This window comes from Streptomyces sp. NPDC040610 (assembly GCF_055594065.1).
Genome location: NZ_JBVIXA010000004.1, coordinates 144,487 through 165,943 on the forward strand (window position 1 = coordinate 144,487; position 21,457 = coordinate 165,943).

The 21,457-nt window shown below is 70.7% G+C and carries 19 protein-coding genes and 1 riboswitch; of the genes, 11 read left to right on the forward strand and 8 right to left on the reverse strand.

Going from position 1 to position 21,457, the window contains the following annotated elements; translation table 11 throughout:
• Window positions 1-87 precede the first annotated feature (87 nt).
• The 3 genes from ACZ6AA_RS16535 to ACZ6AA_RS16545 form a co-directional block, all read right to left on the reverse strand.
• Entirely contained in the window at window positions 88-1,374 is a 1,287-nt protein-coding gene (locus ACZ6AA_RS16535) for a betaine/proline/choline family ABC transporter ATP-binding protein (RefSeq protein ID WP_468449994.1), read from the reverse strand.
• A complete protein-coding gene (locus ACZ6AA_RS16540; RefSeq protein ID WP_468449993.1) occupies window positions 1,367-2,014 on the reverse strand; it encodes an ABC transporter permease in 648 nt (215 codons plus the stop codon). The genes ACZ6AA_RS16535 and ACZ6AA_RS16540 overlap by 8 nt, the downstream gene beginning before the upstream one ends.
• 77 nt (window positions 2,015-2,091) lie before the next feature.
• A complete protein-coding gene (locus ACZ6AA_RS16545; RefSeq protein ID WP_030358359.1) occupies window positions 2,092-2,571 on the reverse strand; it encodes an Lrp/AsnC family transcriptional regulator in 480 nt (159 codons plus the stop codon).
• 121 nt (window positions 2,572-2,692) lie between these two features.
• Here ACZ6AA_RS16545 and hppD point away from each other — a divergent pair, with 121 nt between their 5' ends.
• Window positions 2,693-3,838 (forward strand): 4-hydroxyphenylpyruvate dioxygenase, encoded by a 1,146-nt coding sequence (gene hppD, locus ACZ6AA_RS16550; protein WP_471458588.1) that lies wholly within the window; start codon window positions 2,693-2,695, stop codon window positions 3,836-3,838.
• A gap of 239 nt (window positions 3,839-4,077) precedes the next feature.
• On the opposite strand, the gene ACZ6AA_RS16555 is transcribed toward hppD, so the two are convergent.
• The gene (locus ACZ6AA_RS16555) at window positions 4,078-5,700 is read right to left on the reverse strand and encodes a tetratricopeptide repeat protein (protein ID WP_468482866.1); all 1,623 of its coding nucleotides are present in this window, start codon (window positions 5,698-5,700) and stop codon (window positions 4,078-4,080) included.
• Window positions 5,701-5,797: 97 nt separating this feature from the next.
• On the opposite strand from ACZ6AA_RS16555, the gene ACZ6AA_RS16560 reads away from it, so the two are divergent.
• The gene (locus ACZ6AA_RS16560) at window positions 5,798-7,207 is read left to right on the forward strand and encodes an FAD-binding oxidoreductase (protein WP_468482867.1); all 1,410 of its coding nucleotides are present in this window, start codon (window positions 5,798-5,800) and stop codon (window positions 7,205-7,207) included.
• 76 nt (window positions 7,208-7,283) lie between these two features.
• On the opposite strand, the gene ACZ6AA_RS16565 is transcribed toward ACZ6AA_RS16560, so the two are convergent.
• Complete coding sequence (locus ACZ6AA_RS16565; protein WP_468449989.1) at window positions 7,284-7,766, reverse strand: SsgA family sporulation/cell division regulator; 483 nt, start codon at window positions 7,764-7,766, stop codon at window positions 7,284-7,286.
• A 290-nt stretch (window positions 7,767-8,056) separates the two neighbouring features.
• Here ACZ6AA_RS16565 and ACZ6AA_RS16570 point away from each other — a divergent pair, with 290 nt between their 5' ends.
• Both ACZ6AA_RS16570 and ACZ6AA_RS16575 read left to right on the forward strand, forming a co-directional pair.
• The gene (locus tag ACZ6AA_RS16570) at window positions 8,057-9,946 is read left to right on the forward strand and encodes an RDD family protein (RefSeq protein ID WP_471458591.1); all 1,890 of its coding nucleotides are present in this window, start codon (window positions 8,057-8,059) and stop codon (window positions 9,944-9,946) included.
• 102 nt (window positions 9,947-10,048) lie between these two features.
• Window positions 10,049-10,759 (forward strand): RDD family protein, encoded by a 711-nt coding sequence (locus ACZ6AA_RS16575; RefSeq protein ID WP_471458593.1) that lies wholly within the window; start codon window positions 10,049-10,051, stop codon window positions 10,757-10,759.
• Window positions 10,760-10,854: 95 nt separating this feature from the next.
• Here ACZ6AA_RS16575 and ACZ6AA_RS16580 read toward each other — a convergent pair whose 3' ends face one another.
• Window positions 10,855-11,199, reverse strand: a complete 345-nt coding sequence (locus ACZ6AA_RS16580) for a hypothetical protein (protein WP_468449986.1) — start codon at window positions 11,197-11,199, stop codon at window positions 10,855-10,857.
• 499 nt (window positions 11,200-11,698) lie between these two features.
• On the opposite strand from ACZ6AA_RS16580, the gene ACZ6AA_RS16585 reads away from it, so the two are divergent.
• Window positions 11,699-14,137: an immune inhibitor A domain-containing protein gene (locus tag ACZ6AA_RS16585; protein WP_471458595.1), complete on the forward strand. Its 2,439-nt coding sequence runs from the start codon at window positions 11,699-11,701 to the stop codon at window positions 14,135-14,137.
• A gap of 134 nt (window positions 14,138-14,271) precedes the next feature.
• Window positions 14,272-14,595, forward strand: a complete 324-nt coding sequence (locus ACZ6AA_RS16590; protein WP_468449984.1) for a hypothetical protein — start codon at window positions 14,272-14,274, stop codon at window positions 14,593-14,595.
• Between the two features lie 212 nt (window positions 14,596-14,807).
• On the opposite strand, the gene ACZ6AA_RS16595 is transcribed toward ACZ6AA_RS16590, so the two are convergent.
• Complete coding sequence (locus ACZ6AA_RS16595; protein WP_468449983.1) at window positions 14,808-15,392, reverse strand: nicotinamidase; 585 nt, start codon at window positions 15,390-15,392, stop codon at window positions 14,808-14,810.
• 78 nt (window positions 15,393-15,470) lie between these two features.
• Window positions 15,471-16,808, reverse strand: a complete 1,338-nt coding sequence (locus ACZ6AA_RS16600) for a nicotinate phosphoribosyltransferase (protein WP_468449982.1) — start codon at window positions 16,806-16,808, stop codon at window positions 15,471-15,473.
• An 80-nt stretch (window positions 16,809-16,888) separates the two neighbouring features.
• Between ACZ6AA_RS16600 and clpS the strand changes: the two genes are divergently transcribed.
• The 5 genes from clpS to ACZ6AA_RS16625 all read left to right on the forward strand — a co-directional run bounded on the left by clpS (window position 16,889) and on the right by ACZ6AA_RS16625 (window position 21,399).
• Window positions 16,889-17,206 (forward strand): ATP-dependent Clp protease adapter ClpS, encoded by a 318-nt coding sequence (clpS, locus tag ACZ6AA_RS16605; protein WP_164324537.1) that lies wholly within the window; start codon window positions 16,889-16,891, stop codon window positions 17,204-17,206.
• An 11-nt stretch (window positions 17,207-17,217) separates the two neighbouring features.
• Window positions 17,218-17,826, forward strand: coding sequence for a DUF2017 domain-containing protein (locus tag ACZ6AA_RS16610; protein WP_468449981.1), 609 nt, complete (start codon window positions 17,218-17,220; stop codon window positions 17,824-17,826).
• A gap of 389 nt (window positions 17,827-18,215) precedes the next feature.
• Complete coding sequence (locus ACZ6AA_RS16615) at window positions 18,216-19,730, forward strand: amino acid permease (RefSeq protein ID WP_468449980.1); 1,515 nt, start codon at window positions 18,216-18,218, stop codon at window positions 19,728-19,730.
• A gap of 83 nt (window positions 19,731-19,813) precedes the next feature.
• A complete protein-coding gene (locus tag ACZ6AA_RS16620; RefSeq protein ID WP_468449979.1) occupies window positions 19,814-20,236 on the forward strand; it encodes a M67 family metallopeptidase in 423 nt (140 codons plus the stop codon).
• 18 nt (window positions 20,237-20,254) lie between these two features.
• A riboswitch (cobalamin riboswitch) is annotated at window positions 20,255-20,374 on the forward strand.
• A gap of 44 nt (window positions 20,375-20,418) precedes the next feature.
• Complete coding sequence (locus tag ACZ6AA_RS16625; RefSeq protein ID WP_468449978.1) at window positions 20,419-21,399, forward strand: ABC transporter substrate-binding protein; 981 nt, start codon at window positions 20,419-20,421, stop codon at window positions 21,397-21,399.
• Window positions 21,400-21,457 lie beyond the last annotated feature (58 nt).

Genomic DNA, 21,457 nt, shown 5'->3' on the forward strand with positions numbered 1-21,457 from the left:
TGACGTCGTGCTCGCCCCGGGGGCGCTCGGGCGCCCTGGCCGCGGCCTTGCGTTCGGGGATCCGGGGCTCGCCCCCGGGCGGCGGCGTCACGCCTTCGCCTCCCCGGCGGTGCCCTCCTGTGCCGCATGCGTCAGCTGCGCGCGCTGCTCCTCCAGTTCGTGCTGGTGCTCCATGGCTTCGAGCCGGTCGGCCTCCAGCATCTCGTGCACGGAGTTCATCAGGGTCTCCATGTCGACGACGCCCGTGTACTCGCCCCGCCGCCCGGTGACGGCGACCCGTCCGGCGTTGTCGGTGAGGACGGCCTCCAGGGCGTCCCGCAGGGTCGCGTCCCGGGTCACCGTGTCGTGCACGAGGGTGCCCGCGCGGGCCAGGGAGCCCTTGGCGCGCATCAGGTCGCCGCGGCGCAGCCACTTGTAGGGGCGGCCGCGCTTGTCGAGCAGGAGCAGCTCGTTGGTGCCGCTCGCGCGCAGCTTGTCGAAGATCTCCTGCAGCGGGTCGTCGACGGTCACCGTCGGTACGTCCGCCATCTCCACGTCGCGTACGCGCGTGAGGTTCAGCCGCTTCAGGGCCGCGCCCGCGCCCACGAAACCGGAGACGAAGTCGTCGGCCGGGTTGGTGAGGATCGCCTCGGGGGTGTCGAACTGCGCGATGTGCGAGCGCTCGCGCAGGACGGCGATGCGGTCGCCCAGCTTGATGGCCTCGTCGAAGTCGTGCGTGACGAAGACGATCGTCTTGTGCAGCTCGTGCTGGAGGCGGATCAGCTCGTCCTGGAGGTGGTCGCGGGTGATGGGGTCGACCGCGCCGAACGGCTCGTCCATCAGGAGCACGGGCGGGTCGGCGGCCAACGCCCGCGCCACGCCGACGCGTTGCTGCTGGCCGCCGGAGAGCTGGCGCGGATAGCGGCCGTGGAACTCGGCCGGGTCAAGGCCCACCAGGTCCAGCATCTCCTCGACCCGTGACTTGATCCTCGACTTCCCCCAGCCGACCATCTTCGGTACCAGGGCAATGTTCTGAGCAACCGTCATGTGCGGGAAGAGCCCGGAGGACTGGATGGCGTAGCCGACCTTGCGGCGCAGCTTCACCGGGTCGATGTCGGTGACGTCCTCGCCGTTGATGCGGATGCGGCCGCTGGTCGGCTCGATCAGACGGTTGATCATCTTCAGCGTGGTGGACTTCCCGCAGCCCGAGGGGCCCACGAAGATGACGATCTCGCCCGCCTTGATCTCCATGTTCACGCTGTCCACGGCCGGGTCGCCGCTGCCCGGGTAGCGCTTGGTGAGGTTCTCGAGCTCGATGGTCGCGCCGGTGGTGGCCGCGGGCGCCGGTTCCTCGGGCGGGGCGGTGGCGGCGGTCGTATCGGACGTCTCAGACACGGATACCCCTCGGAATCGTCAGCCGGCCGATCAGGACGTACACGGCGTCGAAGAGCAGCGCGAGGACGATGATCCCCAGCGTGCCCGCGAGCACTTGGTTGAGCGCGTTCTTGCTGCCCAGCGAGGCGATGCCGCGGAAGATCTCATTGCCGAGGCCGGGCCCCGAGGCGTACGCGGCGATCGCGGCGATGCCCATCAGCATCTGCGTGGAGACCCGGATGCCGGTCAGGATCGGCGGCCACGCGAGCGGCAGCTCGATCCGCACGAGCCGGTGCAGCCGCGACATCCCGATGCCCTTCGCGGCGTCCACCAGCGTCGGGTCGACCCCGCGCAGGCCGACGATGGAGTTGCGCACGATCGGAAGCAGGCCGTACAGGATCAGGGCCGTCACCGTCGGCGCGACCCCCAGGCCCACGACCGGGATCAGCAGACCGATCATGGCGAGCGAGGGGATGGTGAGGATCGTGGACGTCACCGTCGTCGCCAGGTTCCCGGCCCACTCGCTGCGGTACGTCAGGACGCCGATCAGGACGCCGATGGCGGTGGCCACGACCATGCACTGGAAGACGGCGCTCGCGTGCTGGTACGCGTCCATCAACAACTGCTGGTGACGATTGCCGAGGTAGTCCCAGAAGTTCATCTGTGCCGTTCACCTCGCCGAGAGCGCTCGGACGGCGCCGGGAGGCTCCCGGCGCCCGCGTGCCGTACCCGTCGTCTCTACCCAGGTCCTGTGTCGTCGGACGCCTGTTCCACCAGGGGGATGATCCGCAGCGGGACCGGGTTCTCCATGACGATCGCCGTGGAGGCCCGGACGATGCCATCAAAACCCACCACCCGGTCGATCACACGTTGGAGATCGGCGTTCGAGCGGGCCACCAGACGGCAGAGCATGTCCCCGTGACCGGTGATGGTGTGGAGTTCGAGCACCTCGGCCACGGTCGCCAAATGGGCCCGTACGTCCGCGCCCTGGCCCTGTTTGATCTCCAGCGTCGCGAACGCCGTCACCGGGTAGCCGAGCGCCGCCGGATCCACGTCCGGGCCGAAGCCCCGGATGACTCCGTTCGACTGAAGCCGGTCCATCCGCGCCTGCACCGTGCCCCGCGCGACACCCAGGCGCCGGGACGCCTCCAGGACGCCGATGCGCGGCTCCCGCGCGAGCAGCACGATGAGCCTGCCGTCCAAATGATCGATCGCCATGCCGCCTCCCTGATGAGCATCCTGTACAGAACGCCCGCTGGATCGGGTTGGATGCTGGGCAGATTGCCCAGTGAATACGCGAACTATTGCGCATCTTGTGGTTCGGCGGGAGCCTCCCTCTATGACTCAGACCACACACACCACCCCCGAAACCGCGCGCGAGGCCGACCCCTTCCCGGTGAAGGGAATGGACGCGGTCGTCTTCGCCGTGGGCAACGCCAAGCAGGCCGCGCACTACTACTCCACGGCGTTCGGCATGAAACTCGTGGCCTACTCCGGACCGGAGAACGGCAGCCGCGAGACCGCCAGCTACGTGCTGGAGAGCGGCGCCGCGCGCTTCGTCCTCACCTCCGTCATCAAGGCCTCCACCGACTGGGGCCGCTTCCTCGAGGGCCATGTCGCCGAGCACGGCGACGGTGTCGTCGACCTCGCCATCGAGGTCCCGGACGCGCGCGCCGCGTACGCCTACGCCGTCGAGCACGGTGCCACCGGCCTCGAGGAGCCCTACGAGACGAAGGACGAGCACGGCACCGTCGTACGCGCCGCCATCGCCACGTACGGCCAGACCCGCCACACCCTCGTCGAGCGCACCGGCTACGAGGGCCCCTACCTGCCCGGCTTCGTCCCCGCGCAGCCGATCGTGGCGCCCCCCGCCAAGCGGACCTTCCAGGCCATCGACCACTGTGTCGGCAACGTAGAGCTCGGCAAGATGAACGAGTGGTGCGCCTTCTACAACAAGGTCATGGGCTTCACGAACATGAAGGAGTTCGTGGGTGACGACATCGCCACCGAGTACAGCGCCCTGATGTCGAAGGTCGTCGCGGACGGCACCAAGAAGGTCAAGTTCCCGATCAACGAGCCGGCGATCGCGAAGAAGAAGTCGCAGATCGACGAGTACCTCGAGTTCTACGGGGGCCCCGGCGTCCAGCACATGGCGCTCGCCACCAACGACATCGTGGCCACCGTGAAGGCCATGCGGGCCGCGGGTGTCGAGTTCCTCGACGTGCCGGGCAGCTACTACGACACCCTCGGCGAGTGGGCGGGCGAGACCCGTGTACCGGTCGAGATCCTGCGCGAGCAGAAGATCCTCGTCGACCGCGACGAGGACGGATACCTGCTGCAGATCTTCACCAAGCCGGTCCAGGACCGGCCCACCGTCTTCTTCGAGATGATCGAGCGGCACGGGTCGATGGGCTTCGGCAAGGGGAACTTCAAGGCGCTGTTCGAGGCGATCGAGCGCGAGCAGGAGAAGCGGGGCAACCTTTAGGACGGGGTTCGCTGTCGTCCGGGGTGGGGTGGGGTGCTCCTGTCCCGCCGCTGCCGCGGCGGACACCTCCCGCCCGCCCGCCCGTTTACGGGCACGTCATGCCTCGGGCCGCAGCCGGGGCGGCTGCCCGCTAGTGCTGCGGGGGTGGCTTGTCGCCCCCCCCGCTGTGGGCAGCTGGGCCGCCCAGAGGGCGGAACGGGTGGGCACAGCCCCGGTCGACGGTGCCATGACGTAGGGGTTCAGTCGGACTGCCTCGGAGGCTTGGCCGGGCGGGGCAGTTTCGGGATGGGCGCCCCACGCGGCGCGTACACCTGGGCTGGGCCTCCCTCCGGCGGGTCGCCCAGGGACCTCAGGGCGGCGTGGGCCGCCGGTGCTGCCAGGGGCGAGAAGCGGGGGTTGATGCGGAGGGCCTCCGCGAGGTGGCGGCGGGCGGCGCCGTAGTGGCCCAGCTCGCGCTCGATCTCGCCGCGGTGGTACGCGAACAGCGCACTGCGCGGCCCCTTCTTCACGGCGGACTCGACGTGCTTCAGACCCGCCTTGGACTCGCCGGACCGGTGCAGCGCCCACCCCAACGCGTCCGCGTTCTCCGGCGACGCGTGCCGCTTGAACTCCGCGGTGAGCCGCCGCACCGCCGCCTCCGCATCCCCGTGTTCCGCCTCGAACACCCCGAGCACCCGCTCGTCGTTCACCCCGCCGAGACCCCCCTGCCGCACCCGCGCCCGCAGGAGGTCGTACTGGGCGGTCGCGGCGGGCCGCAGCTTGAGGGACTCGTACAACTCGCCGAGTTCCAGGGCGTACTCGGGGGCGGGCCGCCGCACGAGCGCGGCCCGGTACGCGTGCAGGGCGTCCGACGTCCGGCCGAGCGCGGCGAGCGCGCGCCCCTTCGCCGCGAGCGAGGGGTGATGATCGGGGTCGGCCGCGAGCGCCGCGTCGTAGTGGCGCAGCGCGTCGCCGGGTTCGCCCCGCTCCCAGGCCAGCTCCCCGACCCGGTACAGGCAGGCCGCCCGTTCGGCGGGCGTCTCCGCGAGCGCCGCCGCGTCCGAGAGCGCCGCGGCCGCGTCCTCGCGCCAGCCCCGGTCCCGGTAGACGGCCCCGGCCCGGACCCGCGCGGCCGCCGTCCCCGGGCCCAGCTTCCGCACCTTCTCCAGGGCCCGCCCGACCCCCTTGGCGTCGCCGAGCCCCCGGTAGGCGTCGAGGAGGGCCGCGTGCGCCGCCCACCGCCGCGGCGCGAGCCGCACCGCCTGTTCGCCCCACTTCCGCGCGTCCCGGAAGTCGTGCCGGGCGTTGGCGAGGGCCGCGAGGCCGGTGAGGGCGGCCGCGTTCCGTTCGGGCCGGGTCCGCAGCGAGGTGCGCAGGGCCCGCTCGGCCCTCGGGTAGTACGCGGAGTCGGCGGTCCTCAGGCCCCGTTCGACGTACGCGGAACCGAGTACCGCCCATGACTGGTCGTCGCCGGGATGCGCCCGCAGATGGGCCTCGCGCTCACCGATGAGCACCGCGAGATCGGGCATCGCGGCCGGTGCCCCGGCCCCCACCGCGGCCGCGGCCCGCCCGGCGGGCCCCAGTGCGGGCGGCGCGGAGTCCTCGCCCCGGTCGGGCAGGAGGACCAGGACCCCGCCGAGCACGGCACAGCCCGCGACGGCGGCGACGAGCGCGCGCCGCACGGCGGGGGAGCGGCGTGGTCCGGGGCCGCCGTCGAGCGGACCCCGCGCGGTCGCCGAGGTCAGCGACGTGCGGGCGTGCCGCGGGATCCGCACGGCGTCCGAACTCTGCACCGCCGGAGCCGCTGGCGCCGCCGGGGGTGTGGCGGGTGTGGCCCGGGGCGAGTCCTGGGGTGAGGTCTGGGGGGTGTCCTCGGTCTCCATGGCGCTCACTGTGCGTCAATACGAAGAGCACATCCCGGCACGCGAACGGCGTCGCACACGGGTTCACACCGATGGCCCCGAGTGCGAGGCTGTGATCATGAGCAGTGGCACGCACAGCACGCCGGACACCCCCGCCGCACCCGCCGACCTCCTGGACCGCCTCCGCGCCGGGCTCCCCGCCGACGCGCTCCTCACCGACCCGGACGTCACGGCCTCGTACGCCAACGACATGGCGAGCTTCTGCGAGGCGGGAACGCCCGCCGTCGTGGCCCTGCCGCGCACCGTCGAAGAGGTCCAGCACGTCATGCGGACCGCCACCGAGCTGCGGATCCCGGTCGTCCCGCAGGGCGCCCGCACCGGCCTGTCCGGCGCGGCGAACGCGAGCGAGGGCTGCGTCGTCCTCTCGCTCGTCAAGATGGACCGGATCATCGAGATCAGCCCGGTCGACCGGATCGCCGTCGTCGAGCCCGGCGTCGTCAACGCCACGCTCTCCCGCGCGGTGGCCGAGCACGGCCTCTTCTACCCGCCGGATCCCTCCAGTTGGGAGATGTGCACCATCGGCGGCAACATCGGCACGGCCTCCGGCGGCCTGTGCTGCGTGAAGTACGGGGTGACGGCGGAGTACGTCCTCGGCCTCGACGTCGTCCTCGCCGACGGGCGCCTGATGAGCACGGGACGGCGTACGGCCAAGGGGGTCGCCGGATACGACCTGACGCGCCTGTTCGTCGGCTCCGAGGGCAGCCTCGGCATCGTCGTCCGTGCCGTCCTCGCGCTCAAGCCGCAGCCGCCCCAGCAGCTGGTCCTCGCCGCCGAGTTCGGCTCGGCCGCCGACGCCTGCGCGGCTGTCTGCGAGATCATGGAAGGCGGCCATGTGCCGTCGCTCCTGGAGCTGATGGACCGTACGACGATCCGCGCCGTCAACGCCCTCGGCAACATGGGCCTGCCGGAGACCACCGAGGCGCTGCTCCTCGCCGCCTTCGACACCCCGGACCCCGCCGCCGACCTCGCCGCCGTCGGTGCCCTGTGCGAGGCCGCGGGCGCGACCCAGGTCGTCCCGGCGGACGACGCGGCCGAGTCGGAACTCCTCCTCCAGGCACGCCGGTTGTCCCTCACCGCACTCGAAGCGGTGAAGGGCACGACGATGATCGACGACGTCTGCGTACCGCGCTCCCGGCTCGGCGACATGCTCGCCGGGGTCGAGCGGATCGCCGACAAGTACGGACTGACCATCGGGGTCTGCGCGCACGCGGGCGACGGCAACACCCACCCCACCGTCTGCTTCGACGCGGCAGACCCCGACGAGTCACGGCGCGCCCGCGAGTCCTTCGACGAGATCATGGCCCTCGGCCTCGAACTCGGCGGCACCATCACCGGTGAACACGGCGTCGGCGTCCTGAAGAAGGAGTGGCTGGCGCGCGAGCTCGGCCCGGTGGGCGTGGAGATGCAGCGCGCCGTCAAGGCGGCGTTCGACCCGCACCACCTCCTCAACCCCGGCAAGCTCTTCTGATTTTTGCGCCTGAACCGGCGCCGCTCTCGCGGACCAAATTGCTCGCCGTGGGGGTTGCTCAATTGATGGTTGCGGTTCACTCGCCTCCTTCATTCGACTCATCGCTGGGCCACGGGTCGCGCAGCCACAGCTCGTCCGCGCGGCCAGGGGTGGGGGCGAGCAGCTCGGCCAGGCCGTCGTCGATGCCGAGCCGCTCGGCCTCAGAGCCCGGAGGGACCACCCGCAGGGTGCGCTCCAGCCAGGCGGACACGGCGGGCGCCGGCGCCTCCAGGAGGGCGTCGCCGTCGGGCGAGCTGAGCGCCATAAGGACCACGGAGCGGCCTTCGACCTTCGTCGGCCACACCCGCACATCGCCGTGGCCGCACGGCCTGAACACCCCCTCCACCAGGAGCTCCCGGGCGAACGTCCAGTTCACCGGGTTCTCGGAGCCGATGTGAAAGGCGATGTGGACGGCGTAGGGATCGTCGGTGCGGTAGGTGAGCCGGGCCGGGACGGGGATCGCCCGTTCCGGCGAGAGGACGAGTTTGAGCTCCAGCTCGCGTTCCACCACGGTGTGCATAGCTCGTGCGCTTCCTTTCTCTCGCGGCGTACGCGGCCCTTGTGACCGGGTCCGCGCACCGGACCCGTTTCAGGCCCGCAGAGAGTCAGAGCGCGCGGGCGGCCAGGCATTACGCGACTTCGGGAAGATTTTTTTCGCCGGGTACGGCACGGGGCGGGCGGGCGTGTTCGGACGGCGGGGAGGAACCGTGCACGGAAGGGGGCGGTGCGGCGGGAGCCGCCCGACGCGGCGCGCGGGTCTGATAGATGTGGAGCCTCACAAGACCCCCGAGCAGATACGGGACGACGGACATGAGCGCCCCAACCCCGGCCCCCGGCGACGACAGGCCCCGCGAAGGCTACTACCCCGACCCGTCCATTCCGGGATATGTCCGGTACTGGAACGGCGCGGCCTGGGTGCCCGGTACGAGCCGTCCCGCACCGTCCGACGGCGAACCCCTGCCCGCGCCGCCCCGCTCGGCCACCGCGCCCCCGGCCCCGGCGGCGCCCGCGGTCGCGGAGGAGACCGGCCCGGTGTTCTTCGACGAGGAGCCGGGCGGGGTGACGCAGACCGGCCCGGACACGGACACGAACATCGGCCTCGGCTTCGGCCTCGGGCTCGGCGGGGGTGCTGACGTCGAGGCCGGCTCCGGCGCTGGCTCCGGCTCCGGTGCCGGTTCGGGTGCCGGTGGCGGGGACGGGCAGCACGGGGTCAAGCCCGAGCCCGCTTCGGCCTGGCAGGCGGACGCGGCCCGGCAGACGGGGCTCGGCGGTGAGCAGGACCAGCGGGTTTCGTGGGGTGCGGCGGGTGCGGCGGGTGCGGCGGGTGCGGCGGGTGCGGCCGGGGCGGTCGGTGCGCCCGGTGCGCAGGGCCAGTTGGACCCGAGGGACCCGCGCGTGCGGGGCGAGGGGGCGGCGCCCGGCGCGGCGGCGTCGGCGGGGGCGGCCGGAGGGAGCGCGGCCGAGGGGGGTGCGCGGCGCGTACCCGCGCAACAGCAGCCCGGCGCGCGGCAGGAGCCGGGGCAGCGGGAGCAGGCTCCGGCGGCCGTCGGCCGACCCGAGGGGGCCGACGCGGACGGGCCGGGCACGGTGACGTTCCGGGCCGCCAAGCCCGCCGCTCCGAAGCCCGCCACCACCGAGGGAACAGTGACCTTCCGGCGGCCGACGGGTCCGGTGAAACCGGCGGGGGCCGGGACGCCGGACGCGGACGGCGGGACCGAGGGGACGATGGCGATTCGGGCCCTGCGCCCCAAGTCGGGGCAGACGAGGCCCGCTTCCGGCGCCGCTCCTGCGTCCGCGTCCCCTTCTCCCTCGTCCCCCTCGACTCCTCCGTCGACCTCTCCCTCGGCTTCTCCGTCCCCTTCTCCGTCCCTTTCTTCAGCCACGCCTCCCGCCGGTGCGGGTTCCGCTGCCGCCGCGGCCCAGGCGCCGGTGGTGCCGCAGCAGCAGGGACGGGCTCCGCAGGCCGCCGGGGCACAGGAGCAGAGCGCGCCCCCGCAGGCCGGTGCCCAGGCGGGCGCCCGGGCCGGAGCCCAGGGCGGGGTCGCCTCGCCGCTGACGTCGGGCCCCGGCGGCGGGTCGGCCTCCTGGGCCCAGCAGGTGCACCAGCTCGCCCAGTCGCCCGGCCAGGGCCAGTCGGCGCCGCAGGGCGAGGGGCCCGTGCTGCCGTGGAAGCCGGTGGCCGCGGACCCGTTCGCCGCGGTGGTCCAGGCGCAGGCGGAGGCGCGGCCCGCCGCGCTCGGCAGGCGGCTCGCCGCGCGGCTCATCGACACGGTGGTCCTCGCCGCCGTGACCGCGGGGGCGGCGCTGCCGCTCGGTACGCGCGCCGCGGACCACATCGACAGCAAGATCGACGCGGCGAAGCTGTCGGGCGAGAAGGTCACGGTGTGGCTGCTCGACGGGACGACCGCCGGGTACCTCGGCGTCGTGCTCGGCGTGCTGCTGCTCTTCGGCGTGCTCTACGAGGCGCTGCCCACGGCGAAGTGGGGCCGCACCCTCGGCAAGAAGGTGTGCGGGGTCGAGGTCAGGGACATCGAGGAGCACGGGGCGCCTTCGTTCGGGGCGGCGCTGCGGCGCTGGCTGGTGTACTGCGTGCCGGGGGTCCTCGTGGTCGGGGTCGTCGGGGTGCTGTGGTGCCTGTTCGACCGCCCCTGGCGCCAGTGCTGGCACGACAAGGCGGCCGGTACGTTCGTGGCGGGCTGACCGGCCCGGGCCTAGTTTCGGTAGTGGCCCCCACAAGGGGGCCGTAACCCGGACAGCCGCCCGTCGCATGCGGCGCACTCCACTTCGAGGTGCACTCACCCCATGAGCACCGAACCGCCGCAATACCCCAACGTTCCCGACCCCGACGACAACGACCCCTTCAAGAAGCAGCCGCCCCCGCCGTCCGACGGCCCCCCGCCCCCGGGCGCGGGCTCCCCGTACGACCCGCCCCCGCCGGGCGCGGGCGGCGGCGACCCGTTCGGCGGCGGCCCCGGCGGCCCAGGCGGTCCCGGCGGCGCCCCGCCGCCCCCGTACGGAGGCGACCCCTACGGCGGCGGCTTCGGCGGGCAGGACCCCCTCGCGGGCATGCCCCCGCTCGCCGACAGCGGCAAACGCGTCCTGGCCCGCATCATCGACATGGTCCTCGTGGGCGTCGTCGCCGTCCTGCTGTCCCTCCTTTTCGGGACGAACGAGTACGACTGGGACCCGGACAAGGTGGACGCGGGCAGGTCGTTCGGGCAGTCGCTGGTCGCCGCCGTGCTGTACATGGCGTACGACAGCTATCTGATCTCGAAGACGGGGCAGACGCTGGGCAAGAAGTGGCTCGGCATGCGGGTGGCGAACCTCAACGACGGGGCGAACCCGACGCTGCAGACGGCGCTCGTGCGCTCGGCGGTGCTGTGGATCCCGTTCGCGTTCTGCTGCGCCTGCATCTGGACGGCGATCTGCGGCGGCTGGAGCTTCTTCGACAAGCCCTACAAGCAGGGGCTGCACGACAAGGCGGCCAAGACCGTGGTGGTCAGCGTGGGCTGAGCCGCACGAGGGCAGCCGGAAGGCCCGGCGCTGCGGCGGCGCCGGGCGGTGGTCGCGGCGGGTCCGTGGGTGTCACCTGCGCGGGCAGGTGACGCTCAGGGGCCCGCCGGTTCGCGTACGGGCAGCGGGGTGTGCTGCGGGGCGGCGGGGTCGGGGGCGATCACGGTGCGCTGGACCGGGATCCGCTCCTCGAAGTTCGAGGGGGCGGAGACGGCTGCGGGGGCCGGGACCGCGGCGGCGGGCAGGGTCGCGGTGGGCTCCGGGGCTGGCTTGGGCAGGGGCACCGTCAGGGCCACGAGCAGGCCGAGGCCGAGCGCGGCGAAGGCTATGACCGCGACTCCCGGCGCCGAACTCGCCTGCGAGAGCAGCAGCATGGCGAGCGTGGAACAGATGACGGTCGCGGAACCGTAGGTGAGCTGTGCGACGGTCGGACGAGGCATGGGGCGAGGCATGGCGTGATCCGTCCTCGGGACAGCGGATGCGGGGGAAGATCGAGACGCTGCGAGACGATATGGACGTATACGAATCAAAGGGTGCTCAAAGGTGGCGACTTGGAAGCTTCGCCGAGTACCCGTGCGCACCGTCGAAATGACTCTATTCGCCTGCATGCCCGACGGGAACGTGCGGTAAGCGTGACCTAACCCACGGTGCCGGTGCACAGGGGGCGCATGGATTCATGCGTCCCGCCAATTGGACGGTGAGGCGCGCCTGTTGAGGGGACCGGGGATGCCGCGCGTGCGCCGCCGCGGTCACGGTTGATCATGTTCGAATAGCGGGCGCTCGGGTCTGCATAGGGCACTTGGCCTGTTCAAGTCAAGGTCTGTCTTTTCTTCCCTCTCTCCGGTCGAATGTCGTCACTTGTGACGCGCATATCGCGCGCGGACCTCCTCGACCGGGAATTTCGGTCCGTGATGCGGGCGCGGGGGAGGACAGCATCAAGTGACCATCAAGAGACGAACGTTCAGAGCCACCGCGGCAGCGGTGGCTCTCGCGGCGGCGACCGCGACGTTCTCCGCGTACTCAGTGGCGGCGGCCGACGACGGCGGGAGCGGCGACAAGGCGTCCGCGACCGGCAAGGCAGCAGCCATCGACCGCCGGGATCCGGCGGACGCCAAGGCCCACGTCGACCACGACCTAGAGGGCCCGTTCAGCAAGCAGCAGGCCCAGCAGCGCAAGGCCGCCCTGGAGCAGGTCGTCTCCGGCGACGCCAAGGTGCAGAAGCGCGGCGGGTCGAACGTGGTCAAGCTCGACGACAAGAAGTACGTCGAGCTGGGCCGGGAGAAGACCGACAAGATCTTCACGATCCTGGTGGAGTTCGGGGACAAGGTGGACGACACCACCATGTACGACCCCGACGGTCCCGAAGGCCCCGAGAAGCCGATCAAGAAGTACGGCGGCAAGCCCGGCCCCGCGCACAACAAAATAGCCAAGCCGGACCGTGCGAAGGACAACAGCACGGCCTGGCAGGCGGACTACAACAAGAAGCACTTCCAGGACCTGTACTTCGGTGAGGGCAAGGACGCCAAGGGCAAGCCCAAGCACTCGCTGAAGACCTACTACGAGAAGACGTCGTCCGGCCGCTACTCGGTCGACGGCGAGGTCTCGGACTGGGTCAAGGTCGACTACAACGAGGCCCGCTACGGCTCCAACTGGTGCGGCGACTCCAACTGCGCCAACGTCTGGGACGCCGTCCGCGACGGCACCACGGCCTGGGTCAAGGACCAGAAGGCCAAGGGCCGCACGGACGCCCAGATCAAGGCGGACCTCGCCAAGTACGACCTGTGGGACCGCTACGACTTCGACGGCGACGGCAACTTCAACGAGCCCGACGGGTACATCGACCACTTCCAGATCGTGCACGCGGGCGAGGACGAGTCCGCCGGCGGCGGCGCCGAGGGCCCCAACGCCCTGTGGGCGCACCGCTGGTACGCGTACGGCAACGACGCGGGCAAGACCGGCCCCGCCGACAACAAGTCGGGCGGCACCCAGATCGGCGACTCCGGCATCTGGGTCGGCGACTACACGATGCAGCCCGAGAACGGCGGCCTCGGCGTCTTCGCCCACGAGTACGGCCACGACCTGGGCCTGCCCGACCTGTACGACACCACCGGCAAGGCCGAGAACTCCGTCGGCTTCTGGTCGCTGATGTCGGCCGGCTCCTGGCTCGGCACCGGCAAGGACGCGATCGGCGACCTGCCCGGCGACATGACCGCCTGGGACAAGTTCCAGCTGGGCTGGCTCAACTACGACCGGGCGAAGGCCGCGACGACCTCCGAGCACAAGCTCGGCGTGTCCGAGTACAACACCCGGCACCGCCAGGCGCTCCTCGTCGACCTGCCCAAGAAGCCGGTCACCACGACGGTCGTGAAGCCCACCGAGGGCACCAAGCAGTGGTGGAGCGGCCAGGACGACGACCTGCGCAACACGCTCACGCGCGGCGTCGACCTCACCGGCAAGTCCAAGGCCGAGCTTTCGCTGCAGGGTTGGTGGGACATCGAGTCCAACTACGACTGGCTCTACACCGAGGTGTCCACCGACGGCGGCGCCAACTGGACGCCCGTCGACGGCACGGCCGACGGCAAGCAGATCACCCGTGACGCGGGCGACAAGCCGGCCCTGACCGGCTCCTCGAAGAAGTACCAGAAGCTGGTCTTCCCGCTGGACGCCTACGCCGGCAAGAAGATCGACGTCCGCTTCCGCTACGCCACCGACGGCGGCACGGCGCTCAAGGGCTTCACGGCCGACGAGATCACGCTGACCGCGGACGGCGCCAAGCTCTTCGAGGACGGCGCCGAGGGCGACGACAACGGCTGGAAGACGAAGGGCTTCTCGCGCATCGGCGAGTCCTTCACCAAGCAGTACGAGCAGTACTACCTCGCGGAGAACCGCCAGTACGTGTCGTACGACAAGACCTTCAAGGTCGGCCCGTACAACTTCGGCTTCTCCGCGTCGCGTCCCGACTGGGTCGAGCACTACCCCTACCAGACCGGCCTGATGGTCTGGCAGTGGGACACCTCCCAGAAGGACAACAACGTCAGCCAGCACCCCGGCAAGGGTCTGATCCTCCCGATCGACGCCCACGCCAAGCCGATGAAGTGGAAGGACGGCACGCTCCTCCGGAACAAGATCCAGCCGTTCGACGCGCCCTTCTCGAAGTACGCGACGGACGCGTTCACGCTCCACAACGCGGACGTGGCGCTCAAGATCAAGTCCAAGAAGGGCGTCTCGGTCTTCGACGACCGCAAGGGCACCTACTGGTACGCGGAGAACCCCACCGGAAGTGTCAAGGTCACTGACACCAACACCCGGATAAAGATCCTCAAGCAGCCCAAGGACGGCTCGACGATCACGCTCCAGGTGGGCAAGTCCACCAAGTAAATCTCGTTTACACAGGTCAAGCGCCTGTTTATGGCCGATCGGCCGTCGCCCTCTAGCGGGCGGCGGCCGATCGTGTTTGAGTGCGTCCTGTGGTTCTCTTATTGACACGACGTCTCACGGGGGTGTGACAGAGCATGGCCGCAGGAGGCTTCTGCAAGCTGCCCAACGGCAGTGTGGTGGTGGCGCTGACCCTGCCGAGTCCCGGGGTCGGGGGTGGCAGTGTGCGGGTGCTCGTACGTGCCGCCAATCGTGCGCGGGCGCTGACTCGGCTGCGCAATCTCGGGCTCCGGGCGGTCTATCTCCGCGGCAACGCGGAGCCCCCCACTCCCGACGAGGTCACCGCCGTCCTGCACCACCCCGACGGCCTCATATGGCGCACGGCGCCGGGCCACTCCACGTCCGTGGAGGAGCTGTGGCACCCGATCCGGGCACTGCTGAGACGGGGCGCGGCCGCGTAGCCCGGCTGGGAGCCCCCCGATCCCGCCCCTTCTGGGGCTCCGCCCCGGACCCCGCTCCTCAATCGCCGGAGGGGCTAGTTTTGGCGCCGCTGCGGCGAATCTTTCAGCCTGTCCGGCGTTTGAGGACGAGGCGCGAAGCGCCGATCAGCGGGGGTCCGGGGGCGCGGCCCCCGGGTTCGGAGAAGGGGTGGGACTGGGGCGCCCCGCGAAGGTCACACCACCGGCTTGCCGGTCAGTTCGGCGCCTGCCTCGCGGAGCTCGTCCAGGGCCCGCTGGGTGGTCTCCTCGGCCACCCCGGCCGTGAGGTCGAGCAGGACGTGGGTGCGGAAGCCCTCGCGGACGGCGTCGAGCGCGGTGGCCCGCACGCAGTGGTCGGTGGCGATCCCGACGACGTCGACCTCGCGGATCTGCCGGGCCCGCAGCCACTCGGCGAGAGAGGTCCCGTTCTCGTCGACCCCCTCGAACCCGCTGTAGGCGGCCGAGTGCGCCCCCTTGTCGAAGACCGCGTCGATCGCCCCGGACGCCACGGCGGGCGCGAAGTTCGGATGGAACCCGACCCCCTCCGTCCCGGCGACACAGTGCGGCGGCCACGAGTCGACGAAGTCGGGCGCGTCGGAGAAGTGGTCACCGGGGTCGATGTGATGGTCCCGGGTGGCCACGACATGCCGGTAGCAGGGGGAGGCCTGCCCGATGAGCTCGGTGATGGCGGCAGCCACATCCGCTCCGCCGGACACCGCGAGACTGCCCCCTTCGCAGAAGTCGTTCTGTACATCGACGACGATCAGGGCGCGACGCATGGCGGGTTTCCTTCGGCTAGCTGGATGAACCGAGCGTAGAGACTTCCACCCCGTTGCGGGAGAGGGCGGGCGACGCACTCAGGCCAGGTACTCGGTGGGAATGACCGCCTCCCCGCGCGACAGCTGGGTGGCCGAGAGCGGCAGCCGCCCCCGCGCGGCCGCGTGCCGCTCCCGGACCGCGTCGAGGGGTTCGCGGGCGACGACGTCCCCGCCCTTGACCAGCTCGACGAGGAGCTGACGGTCGGCGAGGTCGCTGGGCACGGCCCCGGTGCCGACGACCTCGGCCTCGGCGATCCCGGCGTCGTCGACGCGCCGAGCGGCCCACTTGCGGCCGCCGAGGGACGACTTCCCGCCGAGGGACTTCTTGGCGACGGGTTCCAGGGGCGCCTTGGGGTCGGCGGAGCGGGCGCGGGCGACGAGCTTGTAGACCATGGAGCAGGTGGGGTGCCCGGAGCCGGTGACCAGCTGGGTGCCCACGCCGTACGCGTCCACGGGCGCCGCGGCGAGCGAGGCGATGGCGTACTCGTCGAGGTCGGAGGTGACCACGATCTTGGTGTCGGTGGCGCCCAGCTCGTCGAGCTGCTGGCGCACCCGGTGGGCGACGAGCAGCAGGTCGCCGGAGTCGATGCGGACGGCGCCCAGCTCGGGCCCGGCGATCTCGACGGCCATCCGGACGGCCTCGCCGACGTCGTAGGTGTCGACGAGCAGCGTGGTGCCCCGGCCGAGCGCGTCGACCTGGGCGCGGAAGGCGTCCCGCTCGCTGTCGTGGACGAGGGTGAAGGAGTGGGCGGACGTGCCGACGGTCGGGATGCCGTAGCGGAACCCGGCCGCGAGGTCGGAGGTGGTGGTGAAGCCGCCGACGTACGCGGCGCGCGCGGCGGCGACGGCGGCCAGCTCGTGGGTGCGGCGGGCGCCCATCTCGATCAGCGGCCGGTCGCCCGCGGCGGAGGCCATGCGGGAGGCGGCGGCGGCGATGGCCGAGTCGTGGTTGAGGATGGAGAGGATCACCGTCTCCAGGAGCACGCACTCCGCGAAGGAGCCCTCGACCCGCAGGATCGGCGAGCCGGGGAAGTACGTCTCGCCCTCCGGGTAGCCCCAGATGTCCCCGCTGAAGCGGTACGAGGCCAGCCACTCGAGCGTCGCCTCGTCCACCACGGCGCGCTCGCGCAGGAAGGCGAGGACGCCGGCGTCGAAGCGGAAGTTCTCGACCGCGTCCAGGACCCGCCCGGTCCCGGCCACGACCCCGTAGCGGCGGCCCTCGGGCAGTCTGCGGGTGAACACCTCGAAGACCGAGCGCCGGTCGGCGGTGCCCGACTTCAGCGCGCCCTGCAACATCGTCAACTCGTAGTGATCCGTGAAGAGCGCGGTGGAAGGGACATCCACCGGCAGCCCCAGGTCATGCTCCCCAGAGTTCATGACAAGGATGCTACCCCGCATCTCGTCACTCTGACGATTTCGGGGGTCCGTTTGTGCGGTGGGCCCTCCCGGGTGGCAGCATGGGACAGGTGAGTAGCGCTGCTCCCGTAGAGATCACCCGCCCGGACGCGGAAGAAGAGACCTTCGCGGTCCCCGAGCCGGATGTCCCCTGGATCACGCTCGTACACAACGACCCGGTCAATTTGATGAGCTACGTGACCTATGTCTTCCAGTCGTACTTCGGGTACTCGAAGGACAAGGCCACGAAGCTGATGATGGACGTGCACCACAAGGGCCGGGCCGTCGTCTCCAGCGGCAGCCGCGAGGAGATGGAACGCGACGTGCAGGCGATGCACGGATACGGGCTGTGGGCAACGCTCCAGCAGGACCGGAAGTAGCGACGCGACTGATGCCTGGACACTTCGAACCGATCCCGGGCGGCGGCGCGGCCGTCGCGCTCGACGAGGTCGAGATCTCGATCATCCGCTCGCTCGCCGTGCAGCTCCTGGAGCTGATCGGCCCCGGCGACGAGCCCGCGGGCGACGACGGCGACCCGTTCGCGGAGCTGTTCGCCGAGGGCCCGAGCGAGCCGCCCACCGACCCGGTCCTGAAAAGGCTGCTCCCGGACGCGTACGGCGGCCCCGGCACCGAGTCCGCCTCCCTGGAGAAGGCCGACGAACTGCGGGCGTACTCCGCCGAGTTCCGCCGCTTCACCGAGAACGACCTGCGGGCCCGCAAGCGGGACGACGCGCTCGCCGTGATCCGCTCCCTGGACGCGCTCACCGTCGCGGGCGAGGGCGGCGCCGTCCTGAAGCTGTCCGCGGAGGAGTCGCGCGGCTGGCTCGGCGCGCTCAACGACCTGCGGCTCGCGATCGGCGCCCGGCTCGACGTGACCGACGAGGAGGACACCGACCTCCTCTACCGGCTGCCGGACTCCGACCCGCGCAAGCCGATGGTGATGGCCTATCTGTGGCTGGGCGGGCTCCAGGAGACGCTCGTCGAGACGCTGATGACGTGACGGAGTCCGTACTGTCGACGTGACGGATCCCGCACCGGTGGTGTGACGGTTTCCCGACGCCCGTGTGACGCCCCTTTGAAGATCGCGGACGTCCGCTCAACGGACGCTCAAATCCGGATAACGATCCTGTCACCTCGTTGCCCGCTTATGTAACACCAGGCGATTTTTGTCCGCTTCTTCCTGTGGTGTGCACCACACGTGGCTCATTCGATCACCGTGACGGTCGTGATAAATCTTCACGACCGCTCGGCGACGCCACCCATGTCACCGAGGGCGCTAGAGGCCGGCAGACCGTCGGCGGCACTCCATCACCATCCGGGGGGATCAGGACCTGGTCCGCGGCGAAACCGCAGTTCGCGGCGCGGATCAGCATGGAGAAAGGCGTCACCATGACCTCAGTGCAGGTCGAAGAACACCACGACGGCAATGAGGCCGCGGCGGCCACAGAGGGCGCGTCCGGCGACAACGAGGGCTATCAGCGCGGGCTCGGCGCCCGGCAGATCCAGATGATCGCGATCGGCGGTGCCATCGGCACCGGCCTGTTCCTCGGCGCGGGCAAGGCCATTCACAAGGCCGGGCCCAGCCTCATCCTCGCGTACGCGATCGCGGGCCTCGTCATCTTCTTCATCATGCGCGCGCTCGGCGAGCTCCTGATGTACCGGCCCGTCTCGGGCTCGTTCTCGGAGTACGCCCGTGAGTTCGTCAGCCCGTTCTTCGGGTTCGTGACCGGCTGGACGTACTGGCTCTTCTGGGTCGTCACCGGCATCACCGAAGTCACCGCGGCGGCCCAGTACATGCAGTACTGGACCCATGGCTCCATTCCACAGTGGGCGTACGCGCTGATCTTCACGGTCATCCTGTACGGCGCCAACCTGATCTCCGTGAAGCTCTTCGGCGAGCTGGAGTTCTGGTTCTCGATGGTCAAGGTCACCGCGATCATCGGCATGATCCTGATCTGTGCCGGCATCCTCACCATCGGCTTCTCCGACGCCGGTGACACCGCGTCCGTCTCGCACCTGTGGGACAACGGCGGCTTCTTCCCCAACGGCATCGGCAACACGCTGATGACCCTCCAGATCGTGATGTTCGCCTTCCTCGCCGTCGAGCTGGTCGGCGTCACCGCGGGCGAGTCCAAGGACCCGAAGAAGACCCTGCCCAAGGCCATCAACACCGTGCCGTGGCGCATCGCCGTCTTCTACGTCGGCGCCCTGATCATGATCCTCTCGGTCGTGCCGTGGACGTCCTTCCAGCCGGGCGTCTCCCCGTTCGTCGCCGCCTTCGAGAAGATGGGCCTCGGCGTCGGTGCCGCGATCGTGAACTTCGTGGTCCTGACGGCCGCGCTCTCCTCCTGCAACTCGGGCATGTACTCCACCGGCCGCATGCTGCGCGACCTCGCGCTCAACGGCCAGGGCCCGAAGTTCTTCACCAAGCTCACCAAGAACGGCCTGCCGCTGGTCGGCACCACCGCCTCCGCCGCGCTGATGCTCGTCGGCGTGTGGATCAACTACCAGTGGCCGGGTGAGGCGTTCAACTACGTCGTCTCCTTCGCGACCATCTCCGGCATGTGGGCCTGGATCATGATCCTGGTCTCCCAGATCAACTACCGCCGCAAGGCCGACCGCGGGCTCGTCCCGCAGTCCACCTTCCGCGCGCCGGGCGCCCCGTACACGAGCTGGTTCGCGCTCGCCTTCATCGGCATGGTCATCGTGATGATGGGCATCGACAAGGACGCGCGGATCTCGCTGTACTGCGCCCCGATCTGGGCCGCGATCCTGTGCGTGTCCTACCTGGTCCTGAAGAGCCGCAACCCGGAGGCCGCGGCCTTCAAGAAGCGCGTGCACACCGGCCAGGCCGTTGAGAACGCCGCGAACGCCGCGGACGACGCACCGGTCACCAAGGACTGACCCCGGACAGCTCCTGTCCAGCATGCGGGCGGCCTCGTACCACACTTCGGTACGGGGCCGCCCCGCTGCTTATCCTGGCCGACATGCTGACCATCACCCAGGCCCTCCACGACCAGATCGTCGCGCACGCGCGCAAGGACCACCCCGACGAGGCGTGCGGCGTCGTCGCGGGCCCGGCGGGCAGCGACCGCCCCGAGCGCTTCGTCCCGATGCTGAACGCGGCCCGCTCGCCCACGTTCTACGAGTTCGACTCGACCGACCTGCTCAAGCTGTACCGCGACCTCGACGACCGCGACGAGGAGCCCGTCGTCATCTACCACTCGCACACGGCGACCGAGGCCTACCCCTCCCGCACCGACATCAGTTACGCCAACGAGCCGGGCGCCCACTACGTCCTCGTCTCCACCGCCGACACCGACGACGCGGGACCCTTCCAGTTCCGCTCCTTCCGGATCGTCGAAGGAGAGGTCACCGAGGAGGACGTCAGGGTCGTCGAGGCATACTGAGGCCGAGCTTCACGATTCACGACCCTCGAGGCGGCAGGACCCAGGAAGCCGGTGGAAATCCGGCGCGGTCCCGCCACTGTGACCGGCCGCGCCCCGCGCGCCCGGGAGTCAGGAACTGACCTGCCGCCTCCTCCACATGCACTCAGGGGACGCGGAAATCCCCTGGAGGAGGCCCGCACCCCATGCGTACCCGCGTACGTGCCCTCGCCCTGCCCGCCGCGGCGGCGATCCTGCTGCCGCTCACCGCGTGCTCGTCGTCCTCGTCGTCCGACGACGACTCCGGGAAACCCGACGCCAAGGCCGGATTCCCGTACACCGTCACCAACTGCGGGACGAGGACGACGTACGACGCGCCCCCGAAGCGCGCGGTCACCATGAACCAGCACGTGACGGAGATCCTCCTCGAACTGGGCCTCAAGGACCGCATCGCCGGGACCGCCTACCTCGACGACAAGGTGCTCCCCGAGTACGAGAAGGCGTACAAGTCGCGCCCCGTCCTCGCCAAGGAGTACCCCTCCTACGAGAAGCTCCTCGCCGCCGACCCCGACTTCGTGTACGGCGGTTACGCGAGCGCCTTCGCGGCGGGCGACGGCCGCTCCCGCGACGCCCTCGCCAAGTCCGGCATCAAGACCCGCCTCAACATCGAGGGCTGCGTCAAGAAGCCCGTCACGATGGACGACGTGTACCGCGAGGTGCGCGAGGCGGGCGCGACGTTCGGGGTCAGGGACCGGGCGGAGACGTGGGTGCGCGACGCCAAGGCGGAACTGGCCGCCACGGCGAAGAAGTCGGCGAAGGGCGGCAAGGCCCCCGCCGTCTTCGTCTACGACAGCGGCGACAAGACGGCCTTCACCGCGGGCGGCCGCGGCATAGGCAACGACATCATCGAACGCGCGGGCGCCCGCAACATCATGTCCGACCTCGACAAGCCCTTCGGCGACGCCTCCTGGGAAACGGTGGTCGACCGCCGCCCCGACGTCATCCTGATCTACGACTACGGCGCCTCCACGGTCGCCCAGAAGAAGAAGCGCCTCCTGGACGACCCGGCCCTCAAGGACGTCCCGGCCATCAAGAACAAGCGGTTCGCGGTGCTGCCGCTGTCGGACGTGGTGCTGGGGGTACGGGCGCCGGGGGCGGTGCGGAAGCTGGCGGAGCAGTTGCGGTGAAGGGGGTTCAGCCCGTCCGGCGCTTGAGGGCGAGGCCCGCGGGCGGCACGTATCAGCC